Origin of the sequence: Caballeronia sp. EK (genome assembly GCF_014384845.1) — a bacterium.
GTDB lineage: Bacteria > Pseudomonadota > Gammaproteobacteria > Burkholderiales > Burkholderiaceae > Caballeronia > Caballeronia jiangsuensis.
Genome location: NZ_JACSUE010000006.1, coordinates 491,356 through 507,811 on the forward strand (window position 1 = coordinate 491,356; position 16,456 = coordinate 507,811).

Here is a 16,456-nt window from a genome sequence, read left to right on the forward strand (position 1 = left end):
GGCTCGGTGTTGCGCGGCACTCCCCGCCCGAAAAAATCGAGTATAGGGCGCTTCACCAGTACACGACATATCGAATATCACGCCGCGCGCACGCAAAACGCAATCAATGTACGGTGCGCTACCAAAACGGGTTCTGCACGTTTTCGTTCTGTCACCTAGAATGAAATCGCCGTGTCATGCGGTGTGAGGGATTCGTCATGTCATCCATTCCCCGTTTCATCGTCGGCGCGCTGGCATTGTGCTGCGCGGCCTCCGCGCTCGCGCAACCGCAGGCGCAAACCAGTGATCCGAACGCACCGAAAACCCGCGCGCAGGTCCGGCAGGAATTTCTGCTCTGGCGCTCGGTCGGCTACGATCCGAATGACTGGCTGAACTATCCCGAGAATGCAATGCGCGCGAGCCGCATCATCGCGCAACGCCAGGCTCGCGGCGAAACCTCGGTGCAGTGAGACGGCATTCGTCAGGCTGATTCGACGCGCGGCTTTTGCCCGCGCAGAATGCGCCGCGCGATGCTCCAGCGATGCACTTCCGACGGACCGTCGTAGATCCGGAAGGCGCGCATGTCCGCGAAGATCCGCGCGACGACGGTTTCATGCGTGACGCCCTGACCGCCAAGCACCTGCACCGCGCGGTCGACGACGCGCCACAGCGCCTCCGATGACACCACCTTCGCGATGCTCGACTCGTGCTTGCCGAGCACGCCCTGATCGAGCACCCACGCGCAGTGCCAGATGGCGAGGCGCGTCACGTGCAAATCCATTTCGTTGTCCGCGAGCATGAAGCCGACGCCTTCGTGCTCGCCCAGCGCGCGGCCGAACGCCTGACGTTCTCGCGCATATGCCGTCGCGACATCGTGCGCGCGCCGCGCGGCGCCGAGCCAGCGCATGCAATGCGTGAGACGCGCGGGCGAGAGCCGCACCTGCGCATAACGAAAGCCTTCGCCCGGCTCGCCCAATACGTTCTCTTTCGGCACGCGCAAGCCCTCGAAGCGCACGACGCCGTGGCCGCCAGGAAAACACGTGTCGAGCGAATCCATCGCACGCTCGATGACGATGCCCGCGCTCGACATGTCGGCGAGGAACATCGTCGCGGGACCGTCGGCGAATTTCGCCATGATGATCGCGACCGCCGCGCCCTCCGCGCCGGTGATGAACCATTTGCGTCCATCGATCACGTATTCGTCGCCGTCCTGCGCCGCGATGGTCTGCAACATCGAGGGATCGGCGCCCGCGCCCGGCGACGGCTCGGTCATGCAGAAACACGAGCGGATGTCGCCCGCCGCGAGCGCACGCAGCCAGCGCTCCTTTTGCTGCGGCGTGGCGATGGCTTCGAGCAGATGCATGTTCCCTTCGTCGGGCGCGGCGATATTCAGCGCGACGGGACCGAGCGGCGAATAGCCCGCTTCTTCGAACAGGATGGCCTTGGCGACGTGATTCAGGCCGAGGCCGCCGAATTCGGGCGATACGTGACTCGACAACAGCCCCGCCTTGCGCCCTTTCGCGACCAGTTCGGCGCGCAGCGCCTCGTTCGGGCCGTGCGGCGTGCAACGCGGATCGCGCTCGAAGGGGATAATTTCTTCAGCGATGAAAGCGCGCACGCGCGCCTGCAGATCGGTGAGTTCGGGCGAGAGGGAAAAGTCCATCGGCAATCCTCTAAGGGAACAGGCTGACTTGAAGCTTAACCGCGCGGACGTACCGTGCGCCAGAGGCTTTGCCCGTACATGCTCACTCGTCGTACTCGGTGTATTTGCGCGCGTCGCCCTTCACCTTGTGCGCCGGATACTTCGACCGGTTCAGCGCCATTTTTTCGATCAGCGCGAGATGCAGATCGACGTCGAGCGAATCCGCGAGCATCACGAGATACGCGAGGACGTCGGCCATCTCGTGACGGATCGCGCGCAGTTTCGCTTCGTCGAGTTCGGCCTTTTCGCCGGTGGCGAGCCATGTGAACGGTTCGAGCAGCTCGCTCGCCTCGACGGACAGCGCCACCGCGAGATTCTTCGGCGAATGAAAGCGGCTCCAGTCCCGCTCGCGGACGAACTCGCGCAGCATGTCGCGCATCTGGACGAGCTCGCTCGCGCCTTCCTGCTGATTCTGCTGCTCCATGGTCTTCCTCTGACGTTTCGTTGTGTGCCTTAGCTTAGCGCGACCGCGGAACGCCTTCGCCTTTTGCCGCTCTTTGCTTCCAAACTACGCCTCGACATATCCCAGATCGATGCGGCGATGTCGGAAACTCGCATACATCAGGTTCGAATCCGCGAATTCGAGACAATTTGACACGGGCAGGACAATTTTCTTGCGCCGATTAACTACGACTCATAGAATCGCAGTTAATCGATGACGACGAAGACCGTCCGTCGAGCGACCCAATATCGAATTCCAAGGAGCATCGAAATGTCCAAGCGCATTCTGGTAGTCGGAGCCGGCTTCGCCGGCATGTGGAGCGCCCTGTCCGCCGCGCGTCTCATCGATCAGCACGGCCGGACGGATATCGAAGTCGTGCTGATCGCGCCGGAGCCGCATCTGCACGTGCGCCCGCGTCTGTATGAAGAGAATGCCGCGGGCATGAAGGCGCCGCTGCTGGACATCTTCGCGTCCACGGGCGTCAGGTTCATCCAGGGTACGGTGGAGCGCATTCACGTCGAGCGCAATGAAGTCGACGTGCTCGGCGCGGACGGCACGCCGTCGTCGTTGAACTACGACCGTCTCGTTCTGGCGACCGGCAGCCGCCTGTTCCGCCCGCAGATTCCGGGGCTCGCGCAGCACGCGTTCAGCGTCGATCAGGTCGATGAAGCCGCCACGCTCGAAGCGCACATCAAGGCTCTCGCGACGCAGCCCGATACGCCCGCGCGCAATACGGTGGTCGTCGCCGGCGGCGGCTTCACGGGCATCGAAACGGCGGCGGAAATGCCGGCGCGGCTGCGCGCTGCGCTCGGCGCGGATGCGAAGGTGCGGGTCATCATCGTCGAACGCAACAAGGAAATCGGTCCGGACCTCGGCGCGGGTCCGCGTCCGGTCATCGTCGAGGCGCTCGAATCGCTCGGCGTGCAGTGGCGGCTCGGCGCGGCGGTGACGTCGGTCGATGCGAACGGCCTCAGCACGTCAGACGGCGAGCGCATCGAAGCGAGCACGGTGATCTGGACCGCCGGCGTGCGCGCGAGCGCGCTGACCGCGCAGATCCCCGCTGAACGCGATGCGCTGGGCCGCCTGCATGTGGATCGCAATCTGCGCGTGCTGGGTGTCGATACGGTCTACGCGACGGGCGATGTCGCCTACGCCGCCACCGACGACGAAGGCAATCACGCGATGATGTCCTGTCAGCACGCGATGAACCTCGGCCGCTCGGCGGGCCACAACGTCGCGGCGGATTTGCTGGGCGATGCGCCGATTCCGTACAGCCAGCCGAAATACGTGACGTGTCTCGATCTGGGCCCGTGGGGCGCGGTCTATACGGAAGGCTGGGAGCGTGAGGTGAAGATGTCGGGCGCGCAGGCGAAGCAACTGAAAACGCGCATCAACACCGAGTGGATTTATCCGCCGAGCGCGGAGCGGGCCGAGGCGTTCGCGGCCGCGGACCCGCTGCGAATTGTTGTAGCGTAAGGCTGGCTCACGCCGCCGGATAGAGCCCCAGCGTGCGCGCGTGCAGGCGTGCGAGCCCGAGCAGGGCATCGGTGAAAGGCGTCGGCACGCCGGTCATCGCGCCCAGCTCGCGCACCGACGCGACGAGCGCATCGAGCTCGACCGCCTTGCCCGCCTCCACGTCCTGCAACATCGACGTTTTCATCGCGCCGAGCTTGAGCGTGACGGCGTGACGGTCTTCGGGCGCCTGTTCGATGGGAATGCCGAAGCGCGCGCCGATCTCCTTCGCTTCGAGCATGACGTTCGTCACGAAGCCGCGCACGAGATCGTCGCTCAGGATGCGGTCGGTGGTTGCGCCGGTGATCGCGCTGATGGGGTTCATCGTCATGTTGCCCCACAGCTTGAACCAGACATCGCGCTGAATCTGCGGGGAGAGCGTGGCGTCGAAGCCGGCCTTCGAAAAGAGCGACACGAGCGATTCGGTGCGTGCGGTCGGCGCGCCCATCGCTTCCCCGAGGATCAGCCCTTTACCCTGTCGATGCCGGATGACGCCCGGCGCTTCGACGAAGCAGCTCGCATGCACGACGCAGCCGACGGTCTGCGCGCCGGGTATCGCGGCGGCGATCGCGCCGTGCGGATCGACCGACGACAGGCGCTTGCCCGTGAAAGGCTCGCCAAGGCCGTCGCAGAACCACCAGGGCACGCCGTTCATCGCGGTGAGCACGGTGGTGTCGCTCGAAAGCAGCGGCGCGATATGCGCGGCGACGGATTCCATCGCGGGCGCCTTCACCGCAACGATGACGACATCCTGTGCGCCGAGATCCGAGGGCTCGGCGCTGGTCGCGACCTTCACGGTATGCGTCGCGTCGGTTTCGACGAGCCGCAGCCCTTCCTTCTTCAACGCTTCGAGCGTCGCGCCGCGTGCGACCACGCTGACATCGCAGCCCGCCTGCGCGAGCTTCACGCCGATCCATCCGCCGATGGCGCCCGCGCCGTATACGCAAACTTTCATGGTCCGATCCTCGCTCGTGGCAATCATCCGATCGCCATTGTAAGAGCGGGACGGCCCTCGTGCCGCACGATCAATGCGCGATACCGGTGGCGAGCTTCGCGACCGTCAGCAGCGTCAATCCGAACGCGCCCGCTAGCATCACGGCGATGACCGGCAGCAGCGGCAGCTTCACATGCGCGAAATCGGCGTTGTGCGACGCGCGTTTGCGCACGCCGAAAAAGCTCCAAAACACGATGCGCATCATCTTCAAGAGTTCCATGAGCGGCTCCTTTGCATGGGTCCAAATCGATCTTTCATGTATCGATCTTGCGCGCCGCATCATGTGAAAAACAGCAGCAGTTGCGGTGTATTCGGCGGTAGCAGAATGACGCGCAATATCGGCTGCTACCGTCGAATCGATCGCAACTGCTGCTTTCGGAATGCCGCGGCGCGCTCTATCGTTGGCCCTCTCTTTGCCAATGCGCCGCATCCATGTACCAATACACCGAGTTCGACAAGTCCTTCGTAAAGAGCCGCGCCGCGCAGTTCCGCGATCAGCTCGAGCGCTGGCAGGACGGCCGCCTGAGCGAAGATGCGTTTCGCCCGCTGCGCCTGCAAAACGGATGGTATGTGCAGCGCCATGCGCCGATGCTGCGTGTGGCCGTGCCCTACGGCGAGCTGTCGAGTGCGCAGTTGCGGGTGCTCGCGCGCATCGCCCGCGAATACGACGATCCCGATCCCGAGGTCTATCGCGTCGCGAGCGAAGCGCAAGGCAAGCTCGGCACTGAACGTCTGCCGACGCATTGCGCCCATTTCACGACGCGCACCAATGTTCAATTCAACTGGATTCCGCTCGACAAATCCGCGGACGTGATGGATCTGCTCGCCACCGTGAACATGCACGGTATCCAGACGAGCGGTAATTGCATTCGCAACATATCCTGCGATGAACGCGCGGGCGTCGCGCCCGACGAAGTGGCCGATCCGCGTCCTTTCGCCGAGATCATGCGGCAATGGACGACGCTGCATCCTGAGTTCGCATTTCTGCCGCGCAAGTTCAAGATTGCCATCACGGGCGCGAGCGAGGATCGCGCGGCGACCGCGTGGCATGACGTCGGCCTGCAACTCGTGCGTAACGAAAGCGGAGAGCTCGGCTTTCGCGTGAGCGCGGGCGGCGGCATGGGGCGCACGCCGGTGATCGCCACGCCGATGCGCGAGTTCCTGCCGTGGCGGCACATCATGAACTACATTGAGGCGATCGTGCGTGTGTACAACCGTTACGGCCGCCGCGACAACAAGTACAAGGCGCGCATCAAGATCCTGATGAAGGCGGAAGGCCAGCGCTATATCGATGACGTCGACGAAGAGTTCCGGCAGATCGTCGAGCATGACGGCGCGCCGCATCTCATCTCGCAAGCGGAACTCGACCGCGTGAGCGCGTCCTTCGTGCCGCCTGCGCTGAATGTCCCGCCTGAGACCTTCGACGACATCGACCCGCACGGCCATCCGCTCTTCGCGCGCTGGCTGCAACGCAACGTGGCTCCGCATAAAGACCCCGCGCTGCGCATCGTGACGCTCTCGTTCAAGCGTCTGCTGCAATCGCCGGGCGATGCGAGCGCGGACCAGCTCGACATCGTCGCGAATCTCGCCGATCGCTTCTCGGCGGGCGAAGCGCGCGTGACGCATACGCAGAATGTCGTGCTGCCGTGGGTGCGTGCAAGCGAGCTCTTCGCGTTATGGCAAGCCGCGCGCGAAGCGGGCTTCGCGAGTGCGAACGTGCAGCTTCTCACCGACATGATCGCGTGTCCCGGCGGCGACTTCTGCGCGCTCGCGAATGCCCGTTCGCTGCCGATCGCGCAGGCCATCACGGAGCGCTATCAGGACCTCGACGAACTCGACGACATCGGCGAAATCGATCTGCATATCAGCGGCTGCATCAATTCGTGCGGGCATCATCACAGCGGGCATATCGGCGTGCTGGGCGTCGACAAGGATGGACGCGAGTGGTATCAGATCACGCTCGGCGGATCGGACGGTAGCGCGGCGAGCGGCGCGGCGCAACCCGGCAAGGTGATCGGACCATCGTTCAGCGCGGCCGAAGTGCCGGATGTGATCGAGGCGATTCTTTCGACCTATCGCGATACGCGCGAGCGCAATGAGCGCTTCATCGACACCGTGCGCCGCGTGGGCCCCGAACCCTTCAAGGCTGCCGCGCACGCAGCCCGCGCGAACGATGAGGTGACGGCATGAACGGCACGCGACGCATGCGCATTCTCGCGCTCGAAGATCACGACGCGGATACACGCGATCGCGTCGCGATCCTCTCTAACGACGACGATCCTCAATCGCTGAAAGATCGATTGAAGGATATCGATCGCATCGATCTGCACTTTCCGCATTTCACCGATGGCCGTGCCTATAGCCAGGCTTATCTGCTGCGCAAACGTCTGGGCTTCGAAGGAGACTTGCGTGCAACGGGCGACGTGTTGATCGATCAACTCGTACAAATGGAACGAACGGGATTTTCGAGCGCGGTGCTCAAGGAAGGCGTGGATATCGCGGATGCCGAACGACAGTTCGCGCGTTTCGCGGGCTACTATCAGGGCGATCTGGCGTCGCACTGAAGCGCGCATTCGAACGGATATGAGCGCGCTTCGACGCCTTTCAAGAGCCGCCACGCGAAAATAAAAAGCACTGGAAACATAGCTCTCCGGTGTTGAAACGATAGCCTTCGCACCTACTTTGGATGCAAGGGCAGCGGCACAGCGCGCTGTCGTTTCAACTTCCTGCTGCCGGCCTCGTCGGGCCGCACTATCGGAGACTGGACCATGAGTGACTTTTATTTTGGCGGCGACGTTTTCTCGGAGCTGGACCGCGTGCAACGGCAGGTGTCCTCGCTCTTCGGCAATCTTCCTTCCAGCATTCGTTCGAGCCGCGCGGATGCTTTCCCTCGCCTGAATATCGGCAGCACCGATGATGCGATTCATATCGTCGCGTTCGCGCCGGGTGTCGAACCCGCATCGCTCGATGTGACCGTCGACAAGGGCACGCTCACCATCAGCGGCGAGCGCCGCGCGCAAGCAACCGTGGAAGGCGCCCGCACCTATGCGAAAGAACGCTTCGTCGGCAGCTTCCGCCGCGTGATCGAGTTGCCGCAGAACGCGGACGCCGACAAGGTCGAAGCGCGCTATGAGAACGGCACGCTGTCCATCACCATCGGCAAGCGCGAAGCATCGAAGCCGCGCGCGATCACCATTCAGTAAGAGGGAAAACATCATGACCGAGAATACGCAAGTCGCCCCGCAAGGCACGAACGAAGTGGCGCGCAAGAACGAAGACACGGTGCGCCGCGCAACGGTTACGCCCGCGGTCGATATCGTCGAGGATAGCCACGGCATCACGCTGTGGGCCGATCTGCCCGGCGTGTCGCGCGAGAAGCTCGACGTGAAGGTGCACGATTCCCGCCTAACCATCGAAGCCGAAGCGGAACTGCCCGTGCAAGGCGCGGTGCGTGTGCATCATGCCGAATTGCGCGCACCGCGTTTCGCTCGCGCCTTCACGGTGAGCGACGACTTCGACACCGCGAAGATCGACGCGAATCTCACCAACGGCGTGCTCAGGCTCACGATTCCGCGTCGCGAGGAAGCGCGTCCGCGCCGCGTCGAAGTGCGCGCGGGCTGAGCGCCGAAAACAACCCCATAAGTTTTGATTCGAACGGCCGCGATCTTTTCGCGGCCGTTTTCTTTTTGCGCTGCATGCACGCCTCTATAATCGTCAGCGGCGGCTCGCGTCGCCTACACTCATAAACTCATGCAAAGAAGGGACTATCGTGAAGAGGCTGTTGACGGTGTTGTTGGGTTCGATGCTGACCGTATCGATCGGCGTGCATGCGAAGGAATGGTCGACTATCCGCTTCGGTGTCGATGCAAGTTATCCGCCTTTCGAATCGAAAGCGCCCGACGGCACGCTGGTCGGCTTCGACATCGATGTCGGCAATGAACTCTGCCGGCGTCTCAATGCGAAATGCGTGTGGGTCGAGAACGCATTCGACGGCATGATTCCCGGCCTCAAGTCGCGCAAGTTCGACGGCGTGCTCTCCACGATGTCGATGACACCCGCGCGCGTCAAGCAGATCGCGTTCTCCAGCAAGCTCTTCCATGTACCCACGCGCCTCGTCGCCAAGCGCGATTCGAGCATCCAGCCGACGGCCGATTCGCTCGCGGGCAAGACGGTCGGCGTCGAGCAAGGCTCGATGCAGGAAACCTACGCGAAGGCGCACTGGGGCGCGAAGGGCGTGAAAGTCGTCTCGTACGCGGATCAGGATCAGGTGTATCAGGACTTGCTCGCCGGCCGTCTGGACGCATCGCTGCAAAATGCCGTGCAGGCGGAACGCGGCTTTCTCGATACGCCGCGCGGCAAGCCCTACGGCTTCGCGGGCGGCGCGCTGGAAGACAGCGCGATCTTCGGGCCCGGCACTGCTATCGGCTTGCGCAAGGAAGACACCGACCTGAAGGAAAAGCTCGACGGCGCCATCGCCGCGATGATCAAGGACGGCACCTACAAGCGCATCGAGCAGAAGTACTTCGACTTCGATATCTACGGCGAGTAACCACGATGACGCAGCCCGCGAACGATCAATCCAGTGTGCATCGCGCAGCCGTGCAAGGCTATACGGCCAACGCGGATAGCTATGTGCGCGGGCGGCCCGACTATCCGCCGGAACTCGCGGGCTGGCTCACCGGGACTCTCGGGCTGAAACCCGGCGCGAGCGTCGTCGATCTCGGCGCGGGCACGGGCAAGTTCACGCCGCGTCTCGTGCAGACGGGCGCGCGCGTGATCGCGGTCGAGCCGGTCGATTCGATGCGTGCAAGGCTCGCGGCCACGCTACCCGATGTCGAGGCGCTCGCGGGCACCGCGCAATCGATACCGCTCGAAGATGCTTCGGTCGATGCCGTCGTGTGCGCGCAGTCGTTTCACTGGTTTGCGAGCCGCGCCGCGCTCGACGAGATTCATCGCGTGTTGAAGCCGGGCGGCCGCCTCGGCCTCGTGTGGAATCTGCGCGATGCGCGCGTGCCGTGGGTTGCGAAGCTCGACGCCATCGTCAATAAATACGAAGGCGACGCGCCGCGCTATTACACTGGCGCGTGGCGTCACGCATTTCCGCATGAAGGCTTCGGCCCGCTCGTCGAAACGCATTTCTCGCTCGGCCATACGGGTTCGCCCGAAGATGTGATCGTGCATCGCGTGCGCTCGACGAGTTTCATCGCGTCATTGCCGGAAGCGGCGCGCGTCGAGATCGATGATGAGGTGCGCAAGCTCATCGAGCGCGAACCCGAGCTGAGCGGCAAGCGTGAAGTCACCGTGCCTTATGAAACCGCGGCGTTCGTCGCGATCAGGCAGTAGCAATCAGCGCGCGTTGGCACGCAGTCGGGCAGCGCGCACGAGCCGACAATAGACAAGACAAAAGAGGAGACAGCGATGGCGACACTCAAGCAGATGCAGGCGAAGCTGAAGAAACTGCAGGCGCAGGCCGAGCAACTGATCGCGAAGCGCGCGCAAGCCGTTCTCGACGATATACGCGCGATGATGGAAAGGCACGGCCTCACGACCGCGGATATCGACAAGCACGGAAAGAAGGTCAAACGCGCTGCGAAGCCGAAGGTCGCGCTGCCCGCGCCGGCGGGTCGCCATCAAGCGATGACGAAGCTCGCTAAAAAAGGCAAGCTGCCGGCGAAGTACCGCAATCCGAAGACGGGCGAAACCTGGAGCGGCTGGGCGCGCCCGCCTGCGTGGATCGCGAACGTGAAGGATCGCAGCAAGTTTCTGATCGATGCGGACAGCGCGGAAATAGCGGTCAAGCCGAAGGCGGCCGCCAAGAAAGTTGTCGCCAAGAAAGCCGTCGCCAAGAAAGCTGCGGCCAAGAAGACCGCGGCTAAAAAGACTGCGGTTAAAAAGACTGCGGCGAAGAAAGCAACTGCGGCCAAGCCTGCCGCGAAGCGCAGCGCGCCGCGCAAACGCACCGCGAAAGAGGCGCCAACCGCCGCGACCGTGCCTGAACAAAGCAATGCAGGCGCTCCGGCATCGACCAACACCGGCGACGCATCGGCATCGAATTAGCCTTTTTTCCAGGGAAGCACGGAAAAAATCGGCATGGGTGCGCGGCCATCACCGCGCGCCCGCAAGGATCTTTGGCTTCGGCATGATGCTTGCGTGAACGTAGATACCCATGCAGAGAATGTCGAGGACGCCATGCATCATTCGATCGAACCGCACGAACTGACGAAGATCGATATTGCGCGCTTTCACGTCGTACAAGTCTCCGACGGCACCTTCACCGTCGTGCTGTGGGAAGCGCCCGAATCCGACGCGGACGCTCCGCCCGTGATGCACGCGGAGACATCGACACTCACGATTCGTCTGTGCGATCCGCTCAACGCCGTGCGTCGCAAAGATGTCTGCGAACACTTGCGGGCGCAGCTCGCTGCGTCGCGAGTCAGGCAGATGCATCGCGAGGCGATCGCGTAATCCCATTGTTTGAGATCGGCGAAAACTCAATTGGCTTTTCGTGCGATTAAAAAGCGGCCAAGTCCTTCTACACTGCGTTCGCATGTCGGGTGCGTTTCGTAGCGAACGATTCGCTTCTCCGATTGCGGTTGTCACTGCCAGATAACTGCATCTCCTCATATTTTTTGTCGGAGCAATCTCGTGAACAAGCGACTCGTAGTGGGCTTTGCTATTGCATTGAGTTCTCTTTTCGCCGGTTCGGCATTTGCAAGCGGTTATGGGCCGGCGCCGCATTATCGTCCCGATGTCGGTGCGCCTGCTTCGCAGCATGGCGTCAGCGCGCAAACCTTCGCGGCGGAAGAAGCCGCGCAAGGCCGCGGTGATTTCGGCAATACGGAACGCACCGCGCAGGTTCAGCGCGGACAGGTTTCCGCATCCGCGTCTTCTCAAGTGGCGCAATAAGCTTTGATTAAAGCGGACACGACGCTTCTATTCGTCGTGTCCGCTTTAAAAACCTTTGATCGTTCTTTCCAGAAACGTCCACAGTGCATCGTCAACGGAATAAGGGACGTTGAATCTGAAGCAAGCGCTTTCTGCATCGTCGGGACGAAAGTAAGAGCCGGGCGCGAGCCAGATGCCGTGCTGCAATGCGCGCGTCGCGACGGCGCTTCCTTCTGCGGGATCGATCGGCAACGCACCCCACAAAAATAGACCCGCACGCGGACGCCGGAACAACTCGACGCCCAGTGCGTCCATGCGATCCTCCACGAGCGCATGCGCGTCTTTCAGCTTATCGACAACGAATTCCACATGCCGCGCGTAGCGCCCTTCCGTCAGCACTTTCTCGACGATGCGCTCCGTCGCCTCCGATGACGTCAGCCCCACCGCCATCTTCGTGCGCGCCAGTTCGCGCAATACATCGCGTTCAGCGACGACATAGCCGCAACGCAGCGCCGGCGTAATCGTCTTCGCGAAGCCGCCGACATATAGCACGCGGCTCAGCCCTTCCATCGCCGCGAGCAAGGGCGCGCCGGGCGGCGCGAGCTCGCGGTTCACATCGTCCTCGACCACCCACAGGCCGTGACGCTCCGCGATCTGCATCAGACGAAACGCCGACGCCATGCCGAAGGTCGCGCCCGTCGGATTCTGCAGGGTCGTATTGAGAAAGACCGCTTTCGGTCCATGCTCGATGACGATGCGCTCGAACACGTCCGTATCGATGCCCGCCGCGGTGCGCGGCACGCCATGCACCTGAAGCCCGGAGAGCCGCAGAATCTGCAGCAGATTGCAGTAGCCCGGATCCTCGACGACGACCGCATCGCCCGGACGCAGCAACGTGCGCACGATGAGATCGAGCGCCTGCGTCGCGCCCGCCGTCAAGAGCACGTTCGACGCGGCATCGACCGGCAGACCATGACGGTCCAGTTGCTCCGCGATCCGCTCGCGCAGCGGCGCGAAGCCATACGGATGCCCGTAATCCGCGATGCGCGCCGAAGGCACGCGACTCACCGCGCGCAACGCATGTTGAAGGCCGCTCTCGTTGACCCATTCGTTCGGCAGCCAGCCGCAGCCGGATTTGATCGGCACGGAATGATCGGCGAATACGTCGGACAGAAGCCATGTGGCGGTGAGGCTCGGCGGCTGCCATTCGACCGCCCGCACGCGTTCGCTGCGCCCGCGCGCGGCCACGCGATAGCCCGAGCCGCGCCGCGCGATGACGAGGCCCATCGATACGAGCCTGCCGTATGCCTCCGTCACCGTGAACGTGCTGAGACTTTCCGCCTCGGCGAGACGCCGCACCGATGGCAGGAGCGCGCCCGCGCGCAGGGTCTGCTCCTCGATCGCCGAGGAAAACGCCCGCACCAGTTGTTCGACGAGCGTCGGCGCCTGACGCGTGCCGCGCTCCAGCTTGAGTTCGATCATGGATTCGAGGATAGCGCGGTCATCGCGCATCGGCCAATACAGTTTGCAGCATTTTGCCAGCACAGTTGGCAGCGCAGTGATCGAACTGTCTATGCCGTGCAATTTTGCCGAGGAATACAGTGCACAGACCGTTCTTTCCAAGGAGGAGACCCGCCATGAATGCTCGCCCCGTCATCGACGACCTTTCGTCGTTCTGGATGCCGTTCACCGCCAATCGCCAGTTCAAGGCCGCGCCGCGCCTGCTCGAAAGCGCGAAGGGCATGTACTACCGCTCGACCGACGGCCGCGAAGTGCTCGACGGCACCGCCGGTCTCTGGTGCGTGAACGCGGGCCATTGCCGGGACGAGATCGTGGATGCGGTCCAGAAGGCGCTTTCGACGCTCGACTTCGCGCCGACCTTCCAGATGGGCCACCCGCTCGCCTTCGAAGCTGCGACCAAGGTCGCCAACCTGATGCCCGAAGGACTCGACCGCATCTTCTTCACGAACTCGGGCTCGGAGTCGGTCGATACGGCGCTGAAGATCGCGCTCGCCTATCACCGCGCACGCGGCGAAGGCCAGCGCACGCGACTGATCGGCCGCGAGCGCGGCTATCACGGCGTCGGCTTCGGCGGCATTTCGGTCGGCGGCATCGCACCGAATCGCAAAACGTTCTCGGGCGCGCTGTTGCCGTCGGTCGATCATCTGCCGCATACGCACGATCTCGCGCGCAACGCGTTCACGAAGGGCCAGCCCACATGGGGCGATCATCTCGCGGACGATCTGGAACGCATCGTCACGCTGCACGATCCGTCGACGATCGCCGCCGTGATTGTCGAGCCGCTCGCCGGTTCCACGGGCGTGCTCGTGCCGCCGCAAGGCTATCTGCAAAAGCTGCGCGACATCTGCACGAAGTACGGCATTCTCCTGATTTTCGATGAAGTCATCACCGGTTTCGGGCGGCTGGGCAAGGCGACGGCGAGCGAGTACTTCGGCGTGACGCCCGACCTCATCACGATGGCGAAAGCGATCAACAACGCGACCATTCCGCTGGGCGCCGTCGCCGCGCATCGCAACGTGCACGACACGGTCGTCAACGCGGGCGCCGCCAATGCCATCGAGCTGTTCCACGGCTATACGTATTCGGCGCACCCGGTCGCGACCGCCGCGGCCATCGCGACCATCGATCTGTATCAGCGCGACAAGCTGTTCGAGCGCGCGGCGTCGAAGGCCGAGAAGTTCGAAAGCGCCGCCCACGCGCTGCGCGATGCGCCGTTCGTGAAGGACATCCGCAATCTCGGACTCGTCGCGGGCATCGAGCTCGAATCGCGCGAAGGCGCGCCGGGCGCGCGGGCGTATGAAGTATTCGTCAAGTGTTTCGAAGCGGGCGTGCTCGTGCGCTATACCGGCGATATCCTCGCGTTCTCGCCGCCGCTCATCATCGAAGACGATCAGATCGATCAGATCTTCGGCACGGTGAGAAAGGCGCTGGAAAGCGTGAAGTAAGCGGTTTTCTCGCGGCAGAGAGCCCGGTTCCTCGCGATGAGGAACCGGGCTTTTTCTTTCACCGCTCCATGACGAGCAAGGTCGATGTCGCCGAGGCGAACAATCTGCCTCGCGCGTCCTTGAGCGTCGCTTCGGCGAACGCGGCGCGGCGTCCGATCGACAGCACGCGTCCTTCCGCGCGCAGCACACCGGAATCGCGAGTGACCGCCTTGTGGTACGCCACTTTCAGTTCGAGCGTCGTATACGCCTGCGTCGCGGTCAGGCATGAATGCACCGAGCAACCGCACGCGGAATCGAGCAGCGTCGCCGCATAGCCGCCGTGCACGGTGCCGATCGGGTTATACGCGTGATCGCCGGGTACGCCCACGAACACGGCCCTGCCCGCTTCCACTTCGATGAATTCGAAATCCAGCGACTCCAGAATGCCCGGCTTGCGTCCGCTCGCGATCAGCTTGCGCAGTTGCGCGAGACCGTCGAGGCCGGCGGCGGTTTCTTCGATCAGGCTCATTTCGTCGTCTCCGTTTTATCGCTGGCGGTCTTGATCACGTCGTCATCGCCGGTCACGCTCCAGCCGCCGCCCAGCGAGCGATAGAGCGCCACCGCCGCGAGCGCGTGTTCGCGCTTCGATTGATTCAGCGCATCGGCGTCGCGCAGATAGGATTGCTGGGCGTCGAGCACATCGAGAAAGCTGGCCGCGCCGCCCTTGTACAACTGCGTCGACAGCGTGAGCGACTGGCCGGACGCGGAAAGCGCATCGGTCAGGCGCGCGGTCGATTCGGTCGTGCTGACGAGATCGCTGCGCGTGTCCTCGACATCCTTCAGCGCCTCCAGCATCGTCTGACGCAAACGCAGTTCCGATTCGCGCATCTTGCTCTGGTTTTGCTCGATATCCGCCGTGATGCGTCCCGCGTTGAAGATCGGGCTCGTCGCGTTGAGCGCGGCGGAGAAGAGGTTGTCGGTCAGCGTCGGCAAACCGAGATACGACGATGCGAGCAAGCCATCCGACAAACGCAGCGAAAACTTCGGATAACGCTCCGCACGCGCGACGCCGACTTCCGCCGCGCGCTGCTGCACGCTCGCGTACGCGAGGAGCACATCGGGACGGCGCAACAATGCTTCGGACGGCAGCATCTGCGGCGCGCCGCTCGCGGGCACCGGGATGACAGGCTCGGCGCCCGCATTCGCGAGCATCAGCTTGTCGATGGATTCCGGCGTGCGGCCCGAATACACCGCGATCAGGCTCAGCTGATGCTGAATCGTCGCCTGCGTGCGCGGCACGCGCGATTGCAGATCGCTAAGCTGATTCTGCGCGCGCGCGACATCGAGCTTCGTCGACAGACCGTATTGCAGGCGACGTTGCGTGAGCTTCAACGCGCGTTCGCGAATCTCCAGGTTGTCTTGCAGGATCTTCAGTTCGGCTTGCGCCCAGCGCAGATCGACATACGCGGCGGCCGTATCGGCGGCGAGCGCGAGCCTGACCTGATCCGCGGCATGTTCACGGCCGACGAGCTGCGCCTGGGACGCGAGCAATTCCAGACGCTCGCCGCCGAATACATCGGGCGTCCAGCTCAGCGTCAGACCGAAGCCCGCCTGCTTCACATAGCCGAGCGGCGGCGGCGTGTTCTGGCGCGAGTACGATCCGCCCGCGCCCGCGTCCAGTTGCGGCAGCAAGGCCGCGCGACGTTGCGTCGTGATCGCTTCTGCCTGCTTCACGCGCTCGACCGCCGCCTGCACGTCGAGGTTGTCGTTCAACACCGACGCGACGAGCTCATGCATGACCGGATCGTTGAACTGGTTCCACCATGCAGTGGGATCGACAGCTTGCTTCGGCACATCGACGTTCCAGTCGGCGGGCGCGGTCGCGTTCACGGTCGCGGGAAGATCGGCGTGCGTTTCGGGCTGCACCGCGCACGCGGCGAGCGTCAGAGCCGTCACGCCCGCAAGTATTTCGACGAATAGTTTCTTCATGATCGAAG

At 63.4% G+C, this 16,456-nt stretch carries 19 protein-coding genes; 12 read left to right on the forward strand and 7 right to left on the reverse strand.

What is annotated here, in order from left to right; all coding sequences use genetic code 11:
• Window positions 1-197 precede the first annotated feature (197 nt).
• Window positions 198-449 (forward strand): DUF4148 domain-containing protein, encoded by a 252-nt coding sequence (locus IAG25_RS20750; RefSeq protein WP_187606511.1) that lies wholly within the window; start codon window positions 198-200, stop codon window positions 447-449.
• A gap of 11 nt (window positions 450-460) precedes the next feature.
• Here the strand turns inward: IAG25_RS20750 and IAG25_RS20755 are convergent, their stop codons facing one another.
• Entirely contained in the window at window positions 461-1,642 is a 1,182-nt protein-coding gene (locus tag IAG25_RS20755) for an acyl-CoA dehydrogenase family protein (protein WP_187606512.1), read from the reverse strand.
• Between the two features lie 82 nt (window positions 1,643-1,724).
• Window positions 1,725-2,105, reverse strand: a complete 381-nt coding sequence (locus IAG25_RS20760; RefSeq protein WP_187606513.1) for a nucleotide pyrophosphohydrolase — start codon at window positions 2,103-2,105, stop codon at window positions 1,725-1,727.
• Window positions 2,106-2,393: 288 nt separating this feature from the next.
• On the opposite strand from IAG25_RS20760, the gene IAG25_RS20765 reads away from it, so the two are divergent.
• Window positions 2,394-3,599, forward strand: a complete 1,206-nt coding sequence (locus IAG25_RS20765; RefSeq protein ID WP_035501528.1) for an NAD(P)/FAD-dependent oxidoreductase — start codon at window positions 2,394-2,396, stop codon at window positions 3,597-3,599.
• 7 nt (window positions 3,600-3,606) lie between these two features.
• Here IAG25_RS20765 and IAG25_RS20770 read toward each other — a convergent pair whose 3' ends face one another.
• Entirely contained in the window at window positions 3,607-4,590 is a 984-nt protein-coding gene (locus tag IAG25_RS20770) for a 2-dehydropantoate 2-reductase (RefSeq protein ID WP_187606514.1), read from the reverse strand.
• Between the two features lie 70 nt (window positions 4,591-4,660).
• On the reverse strand, window positions 4,661-4,849 hold the full coding sequence (locus IAG25_RS20775) for a DUF2970 domain-containing protein (protein WP_061116125.1): 189 nt from the start codon (window positions 4,847-4,849) through the stop codon (window positions 4,661-4,663).
• A gap of 212 nt (window positions 4,850-5,061) precedes the next feature.
• On the opposite strand from IAG25_RS20775, the gene IAG25_RS20780 reads away from it, so the two are divergent.
• The 9 genes from IAG25_RS20780 to IAG25_RS20820 all read left to right on the forward strand — a co-directional run bounded on the left by IAG25_RS20780 (window position 5,062) and on the right by IAG25_RS20820 (window position 11,535).
• Window positions 5,062-6,819: a nitrite/sulfite reductase gene (locus IAG25_RS20780; protein WP_187606515.1), complete on the forward strand. Its 1,758-nt coding sequence runs from the start codon at window positions 5,062-5,064 to the stop codon at window positions 6,817-6,819.
• Window positions 6,816-7,193 carry a DUF934 domain-containing protein gene (locus IAG25_RS20785; RefSeq protein ID WP_187606516.1) on the forward strand — a complete coding sequence of 126 codons (378 nt, stop codon included), beginning with the start codon at window positions 6,816-6,818 and terminating at the stop codon, window positions 7,191-7,193. Before IAG25_RS20780 ends, IAG25_RS20785 begins: the two co-directional genes overlap by 4 nt.
• Window positions 7,194-7,397: 204 nt before the next feature.
• Window positions 7,398-7,832, forward strand: coding sequence for an Hsp20/alpha crystallin family protein (locus IAG25_RS20790; protein ID WP_187606517.1), 435 nt, complete (start codon window positions 7,398-7,400; stop codon window positions 7,830-7,832).
• Window positions 7,833-7,845: 13 nt separating this feature from the next.
• Window positions 7,846-8,250, forward strand: a complete 405-nt coding sequence (locus IAG25_RS20795; protein WP_187606518.1) for an Hsp20/alpha crystallin family protein — start codon at window positions 7,846-7,848, stop codon at window positions 8,248-8,250.
• A 148-nt stretch (window positions 8,251-8,398) separates the two neighbouring features.
• Window positions 8,399-9,178: an ABC transporter substrate-binding protein gene (locus IAG25_RS20800; RefSeq protein ID WP_035501518.1), complete on the forward strand. Its 780-nt coding sequence runs from the start codon at window positions 8,399-8,401 to the stop codon at window positions 9,176-9,178.
• Window positions 9,179-9,183: 5 nt separating this feature from the next.
• On the forward strand, window positions 9,184-9,972 hold the full coding sequence (locus tag IAG25_RS20805) for a class I SAM-dependent methyltransferase (RefSeq protein WP_187606519.1): 789 nt from the start codon (window positions 9,184-9,186) through the stop codon (window positions 9,970-9,972).
• A gap of 75 nt (window positions 9,973-10,047) precedes the next feature.
• Entirely contained in the window at window positions 10,048-10,686 is a 639-nt protein-coding gene (locus IAG25_RS20810) for an H-NS histone family protein (protein WP_187606520.1), read from the forward strand.
• A 132-nt stretch (window positions 10,687-10,818) separates the two neighbouring features.
• Window positions 10,819-11,094: a hypothetical protein gene (locus IAG25_RS20815; protein WP_187606521.1), complete on the forward strand. Its 276-nt coding sequence runs from the start codon at window positions 10,819-10,821 to the stop codon at window positions 11,092-11,094.
• A gap of 180 nt (window positions 11,095-11,274) precedes the next feature.
• The gene (locus IAG25_RS20820) at window positions 11,275-11,535 is read left to right on the forward strand and encodes a hypothetical protein (RefSeq protein WP_035501512.1); all 261 of its coding nucleotides are present in this window, start codon (window positions 11,275-11,277) and stop codon (window positions 11,533-11,535) included.
• 45 nt (window positions 11,536-11,580) lie between these two features.
• Here IAG25_RS20820 and IAG25_RS20825 read toward each other — a convergent pair whose 3' ends face one another.
• On the reverse strand, window positions 11,581-12,996 hold the full coding sequence (locus IAG25_RS20825; RefSeq protein ID WP_187606522.1) for an aminotransferase-like domain-containing protein: 1,416 nt from the start codon (window positions 12,994-12,996) through the stop codon (window positions 11,581-11,583).
• A gap of 155 nt (window positions 12,997-13,151) precedes the next feature.
• Here IAG25_RS20825 and IAG25_RS20830 point away from each other — a divergent pair, with 155 nt between their 5' ends.
• Window positions 13,152-14,480, forward strand: a complete 1,329-nt coding sequence (locus tag IAG25_RS20830; protein WP_187606523.1) for an aspartate aminotransferase family protein — start codon at window positions 13,152-13,154, stop codon at window positions 14,478-14,480.
• Between the two features lie 58 nt (window positions 14,481-14,538).
• On the opposite strand, the gene IAG25_RS20835 is transcribed toward IAG25_RS20830, so the two are convergent.
• Together IAG25_RS20835 and IAG25_RS20840 are read right to left on the reverse strand one after the other, a co-directional pair.
• Window positions 14,539-14,988 carry a PaaI family thioesterase gene (locus IAG25_RS20835; protein ID WP_187606524.1) on the reverse strand — a complete coding sequence of 150 codons (450 nt, stop codon included), beginning with the start codon at window positions 14,986-14,988 and terminating at the stop codon, window positions 14,539-14,541.
• Window positions 14,985-16,448 (reverse strand): efflux transporter outer membrane subunit, encoded by a 1,464-nt coding sequence (locus tag IAG25_RS20840; protein WP_187606525.1) that lies wholly within the window; start codon window positions 16,446-16,448, stop codon window positions 14,985-14,987. Before IAG25_RS20840 ends, IAG25_RS20835 begins: the two co-directional genes overlap by 4 nt.
• Window positions 16,449-16,456 lie beyond the last annotated feature (8 nt).